We start from the raw sequence: 6,000 nt of genomic DNA, 5'->3' as shown, positions 1-6,000 counted from the left end.
GCAGCATTCCTGTCGCGGAGCAAACCGGGTTTTGGAGGATTGGAATCATTAATGGCATACAGCGCATAACCGGCGGATGTTTTCGTTGTCGCATGCAGGGTTCCACCGCGGCCGGTCAGCTGGTGATTCAGTGGCTGACCAGACAAATGAGCTCCCACAACAGCGATACGGATAGCGCTTTCCTGTAATGCCTCCCACGGAGATTCCTCCCGGTCCCTGGCCATAAATGCTTTACCCAGGCTCGCGATCGTACCATCTTCGAATGCCTGGCCGATGAAAGTAATACCGAACGGTAGCCCATCTGGACGAAAGCCAGCCGGAACGGCTATTGCTGAGAGATCCATTAAATTCACGAAATTCGTGTAGAAGCCCAGATTGCTGTTCAAGCACACGGGATCGGTTAACATATCTTCAACGGTATAAATCGTCGGAGCTGTGGGTAGCAACATCACATCGATCTGCTGCCAAAGAGCCTGTGTGCGCCGGTTCAGCTCGCTGAGACGGTAGCTGCCCCGGAATGCGTCAGCCGCGCTCATGTCCTGGGCCGACAGGATTATGTCCCGCACTACCGGGTGGATCGCACCAGGGTGTTCGTCAGTAAAACTTTGGATGGCCGCAAGCCGCTCGGCCACCCAAGGGCCGCTATAGAGCAGTTCAGCCGTTTCCTGGAATGGAGTATAGTCGAAACGTACACATTGCCCCCCCATCTTTTCCAGCTTACGAATAGCCTCCTCGAAGAGCCCCTCAGCTTGCATGTCATCAAAAAACTTGAGTTGTGATGCGGACGGCACTCCAAAGGTAAAGCGTGCTGGCCACTTCCTTTCGGTCCAGGTGGATGACTGAACCTGCCGTGAGAATGAGTCAGCCGCATCGTAGGCGGAAGCGATACGTGCAACAGTCAGCGCATCATCTACACTGTGCGCAAATATGGATATGCAATCCAGACTTCTCGCAGCAGGGACGAGTCCTCTGGTTGATATGGTACCTTTTGTCGGTTTGATACCTACCAAATTATTGAAGGCAGCCGGTACCCGGCCAGATCCTGCCGTGTCAGTGCCAAGTGAAAATGGTACAAAACCACTGCCCACTGCTACCGCGGACCCGCTACTGGAGCCACCCGATATGTAGCGCTCATCAAACACACAAGTTGGGATCCCATAAGGCGACCGAGTCCCATTAAGCCCAGTAGCAAACTGATCCAGATTAGTCTTTCCTATAGGAATAGCACCAGCAGCAATCAACTGTTCTACGACAAAGGCATGGCTCTGAGGCATATAGGAGAACTCAGGGCAACCCGCCGTTGTAGGCAGCCCAAAAACGTCAATGTTATCCTTCACTCCGAATGGGATGCCAAACAACGGAAGCTCCTCACCTCTGGCTTTTCGGGCCATAGCTTGTTCTAGCATGTCGAGGGCCACATTTAGTGGAAGCAGACTAATCCATACAGGATGTGTTCCAGCGATATCAATGCGGTGGTAAATTTCGCGCAGAACATCTTTTGGATCAGAACAATATGCATATGCATGTTTGAATGATGCCAGATTAAGTGGAGCCTGCTGTTCGAGTACGGTAGATGTCATTAAAGAATGTGTAATTGTCAAATTCATATTGCAGTTATATCCAACGTTATAGTCTAGAAAAGGTGATTGTTGGTATTTAGCTCGTTTCTTTTCACACTGCTTTGGTGTGTACCACATGGCTTGTTAACATCTCGGTTAACTGCTGACGCACGTCGTTAAACTCCGGCGCAGTAATGCAACGAGGTCTGTCGAGTGGCACACAAAAATCTGTTTCTACCCGTCCAGGACCGGCCGTCATTACCACCACGCGATCAGCCAGCAAGACAGCCTCCTCTACAGCATGAGTAACAAATACCACGGTAAGTCGGGTCCGTTCCCAAATTTCAAGTAGTTCCTGCTGCAGGGCGTCCCGGGTTAACGCATCAAGGGCACCAAAGGGTTCGTCCATAAGCAAGACCTCGCAATCATTGGCTAATGCCCGTGCAATGGAAACTCGTTGTTTCATGCCGCCGGAGAGTTGGCCTGGAAAGTGATCTGCAAATTTTGTGAGACCGACCATATTCAAATAACGATCGGTAATCTCACGTAGCATGGCTTTGGATAGTCCACGCTGCTTAGGGCCGAAAGCAATGTTTTGCCGCACTGTCAACCAGGGGAATAATCCATAATCCTGGAAAACCATACCCCGCTCTGATGCAGGTTCGGTAATCGGGGTGCGATACATACGCGCCATACCTGAGGATACGGATTCGAATCCCCCCATAATGCGTAACAGTGTGGACTTGCCGCAACCCGAGGCGCCAATCAAACAGATGAACTCTCCCTTCCAAATCTGCAGATTCACGTCTTTCAGAGCATGAATAGGACGACCATTCAGGCTGAAGACTTTGCTTACACCTGCGATATCGAGGATGGGCATCCCTTTTTGAGAAGGGGTGGCAAAGGCTGTGATAGTGTCAGGCATTGTGTTGTGGACTCCATTTGAGTAAACGATTATTGAGTGTTACCAAAAGGCGATCGGTGATAAAACCTGTGAGACCGATGACTACCATACCCGCGATAACCACATCGGTGCGTGAAAGCATCCGGCCATCCATAATGGCCGCACCCAGTCCTTCAGGTACTCCGGTCATTTCTCCAACAACAATCAAGAACCAGGCGATAGCATGCCCCATGCGTAATCCATTGAAAATTGATGGCATTGCTGCAGGCAATACAACCTGACGGAACATAGATGGTCCTTTACATCCCAACATTGCTGCCGCTTCGAACAGGCGTGGCTCTACGGACTTCACTCCGAAAGCTGTGTTAATAGCAATGGGGAAAAATGCCCCCAGGCAAACAAGAAAAATGGCTGCATTCGGCCCCACACCAAAAAAGATCATGGACAACGGTAACCAGGCCGTCACCGGAACCGGACGCAACAATTGCAAAGTAGGATCAACAAGCCGGCGAACCAGCGCATTCTTTCCGATAAGAAGACCAGTTGGAATGGCCAACAACACCGCCAAAGCAAAAGCGCCATATACACGCGACATAGATTTAATCCAGTGAATATAAAGAGTGCCACTGAATGCATCGTCGTATACACCACCTACAGCAAAATCCTTGAGCATTAGAGCCACATTTGCGGGGGATGGAACGAGCATGGTGCCACTTAGTCGCACGGCAAAATCCCATAAAAACAGTAGAATCAACGGCAGGAGCACCGGTGCCACCCAGCGCACAAGCCATTCTTTAACCCGACTGGGCGGTGAAGGCATCAGATCCTGATCCTGCTCTAATTTCGTCATCTCCTCAGCTTTGTGTGTCAAAGCTGCCTGATAATGAGGAGGAGTTGCTGCTGAACTGGTCTCATAGGCTGTGTCATCGCCAGATGAACCGGGAATTTTCAGTATTGGTGTGGCCATAACAACTCCTGCAATGAATGGAATTTTTGATGTGGCAATATCATCAATGTGGCCCCAGGTTTGTGACTAAGAAACTATCATTTTCGGGCAGGCGGCGTATCTGCTTACGTTCAAGCATCAGGGAGCCGTAGTTTTTACAATGCTGTAGCCATTCATCATCGGCTCTCCAGACAAATTTGACATTGTCTGCTGCAAGGCTGGCCACATCCTCTGGTAGGCCCAGTTTTGTATTAGCCATCTCCAGCAACTCTTTACGATTAGCCATTGCATATTCAGATGCCTTGCGATGTATTTCCAAAAATACTTTGACGAATTCAGGGTTGTTTTTAAGGGTGTCAGCATGTGTGGTCATGACCATATTCACGGAGCCCACAGAAGTGCTGTAGGGGTATTCCAGTACTTTGCCTATACCACGTGATACGCTAATGGAGGGACCGGGTTCGGCTCCTACGTAGGCATCAATATCACCACGTTCAAGAGCACCGGCCATTTCGCTGAATGACACACGGATCGGTTTCACATCTTTAATGGTCATGCCCTCAGATTTCAGGCGTTCGAGAAACACCGTTTCCTGAGTTGAACCGGTAAGGATACCTATACGTTTGTTTTTGAGATCTTTGAAACTACTGATCCCGGACTTATTGCTGACCACCAGACCCATGCCACCATTACTCATCGGAGAAATAACAACCACAGGCTCACCAGCAGCGCCCCCCAGAACGGCAGCAGCCAGACCATAGCCACCAAAATCAACTGAATGTGTCACTACGGCGTTTTTACCATCTGTAGGGGTTTCAAATGGCACAACCTCGACCTTATATCCTTTGGGGGTGAATTTATCGTAGAAATATGGAGTTATGCCGTGAATAAGTTTGAGGGTCCCTACTCTGATGATAGTGTCTGCGGCCTGAACAGGCATCACCGTACAAAATAATGAAGCAGTTAAAGAGAAAATCATGAGTCTGCGTAAAAACATATTAAGGTTCCCAATTCGACATAAATGATGGATACCATCTTGTGCACAAGAATCAAAACAAGCAAAGCAATTAATATGCCAATATGGAGATAACATGAATTTTAATTAATTAGTTCTTGTTTTCCTTAGTAACAATCCTACTCTGCGAAACACCTCTTTTCTGCCAGCGCGGAACTTATTTATTATCCTTATATGAAATGCACCAATTTAGGGAAATGGAAGGTCAGGATTGGTGCAGTAGAATTTACTGCGATTGCACTCACCGTTTCGCAAAACTGCAATAAACAAAGAGTCCGGGATACTCAAGGTAAAAAATTTGATACAGTGATGGTTAGACACTACTCGTTCTGATAATGTTGACATATGCGTATGATTCATAAGTACAACCTTGCTTCTACAGAGTCGCCATCCAATCGGACACGAGCGGATGACGTTTACGAAAAGATTAAAAACGAAATCTCCGAGTTCAGACTAATCCCTGGCGATCATTTTACTGAAAGTGAAATCAGCAAGCGTTTTAACGTCAGTCGAACACCTGTGCGACAAGCATTGTTTCGTTTGCAATCTGAAGGTTATGTTCAGGTGCAATTTCGGGCTGGCTGGCGAGTACAGCCATTCGATTTTGATATCTTCGAACAACTCTACGATCTACGTATGGTCCTTGAGGTGGCAGCAGTACGCCGGTTGTGTGATCAGGATCGGCGAGTGGATCTGGCACGCCTATCCTCACTTCAGCAAATATGGCTCGTGCCAGCCTCGGAACGATGTACGGACGGGTTACAGGTTGCCAGCTGGGATGAACAGTTTCATACCACACTTGTCGAAGCTTCAGGCAATAATGAAATGGCTCGTATGCATAAAGATGTAACAGCACGTATCAGGATCATCCGAAGACTCGACTTCACCAAAACAGATCGTATCACCACGACATACACCGAACATTCTGAAATTTTACGTGAAATTCTACGAGGCAAAAGCGAAGAGGCTATTTTGCTACTATGTGCTCATATTGAAGCCAGTCAAAAAGAAGTGCAAAAAATTACTTTGCATCAGATTCAATTAGCTCGCAAACAAGGGCTGGGTTTGGTCGAAACTTGATGCTCCACTCATAAAATAAATGCCCAAGTTATACAAAAATTAACATCCTCTTCCTCTAAGGGATGAGGACTGCTACAATCAGGTTATAATGTACTTTCACAAAAATAACCGTTGCAATATTTTCATTACACGGAAAAGAATATTTTTCCAATTCCAATCATTCTATTCATATTATTTATAAATCCGTTCTCTTTTTCTGGTGCTTTAACTGCTCCTCATTGTTATATTTCTGTATTTAGCCGATTATCTTTACAGTTATTTTTATCCGTTCAGAACACTGAATGAAGCACGGGAAATTACAGAGCGCTGGCTGGCTGAATATAACTGTGAGAGGCCCCATGAATCCCTGAATAACCTGACACCGGAAGAGTACCGGCTGATGGCTGAAAACCCGGAAATCTCAAAAAGTGCGTGGAACTAAAACGGGTGTACTTACACCAGCATACGCGATACGCGAGCTGGTACAGGGGTCAGTTTGGAGATCGGAAATTTTTGT

The 6,000-nt window shown here is 47.4% G+C and carries 5 protein-coding genes and 1 pseudogene; 2 read left to right on the top strand and 4 right to left on the bottom strand.

The genetic code is table 11. The features are described 5' to 3' along the window. The 4 genes from atzF to CDA56_RS30585 all read right to left on the bottom strand — a co-directional run. A partial coding sequence (atzF, locus tag CDA56_RS30600) for an allophanate hydrolase (RefSeq protein WP_218973213.1) occupies nucleotides 1–1,697 on the bottom strand: 1,697 nt, incomplete at its 3' end. Further along, nucleotides 1,672–2,484, bottom strand: coding sequence for an ABC transporter ATP-binding protein (locus CDA56_RS30595; protein ID WP_032489966.1), 813 nt, complete (start codon nucleotides 2,482–2,484; stop codon nucleotides 1,672–1,674). The genes atzF and CDA56_RS30595, both read right to left, overlap by 26 nt. Continuing rightward, nucleotides 2,477–3,283 (bottom strand): ABC transporter permease, encoded by an 807-nt coding sequence (locus tag CDA56_RS30590; protein WP_032489965.1) that lies wholly within the window; start codon nucleotides 3,281–3,283, stop codon nucleotides 2,477–2,479. Before CDA56_RS30590 ends, CDA56_RS30595 begins: the two co-directional genes overlap by 8 nt. 190 nt (nucleotides 3,284–3,473) lie before the next feature. Next, nucleotides 3,474–4,406 carry an ABC transporter substrate-binding protein gene (locus tag CDA56_RS30585; protein WP_044257535.1) on the bottom strand — a complete coding sequence of 311 codons (933 nt, stop codon included), beginning with the start codon at nucleotides 4,404–4,406 and terminating at the stop codon, nucleotides 3,474–3,476. Between the two features lie 369 nt (nucleotides 4,407–4,775). Between CDA56_RS30585 and CDA56_RS30580 the strand changes: the two genes are divergently transcribed. Together CDA56_RS30580 and CDA56_RS30575 are read left to right on the top strand one after the other, a co-directional pair. Next, nucleotides 4,776–5,504 carry a GntR family transcriptional regulator gene (locus CDA56_RS30580; protein WP_052443910.1) on the top strand — a complete coding sequence of 243 codons (729 nt, stop codon included), beginning with the start codon at nucleotides 4,776–4,778 and terminating at the stop codon, nucleotides 5,502–5,504. A gap of 259 nt (nucleotides 5,505–5,763) precedes the next feature. Continuing rightward, a pseudogene (locus tag CDA56_RS30575) lies at nucleotides 5,764–5,925 on the top strand (integrase core domain-containing protein); the annotation flags it as partial. Nucleotides 5,926–6,000: the final 75 nt, after the last annotated feature.

The organism is Klebsiella michiganensis (genome assembly GCF_002925905.1).
GTDB classification, from domain to species: Bacteria; Pseudomonadota; Gammaproteobacteria; order Enterobacterales; family Enterobacteriaceae; genus Klebsiella; species Klebsiella michiganensis.
The sequence above is the reverse complement of the archived record's forward strand: the minus strand, read 5'-3'. Positions and strand labels throughout refer to the sequence as shown.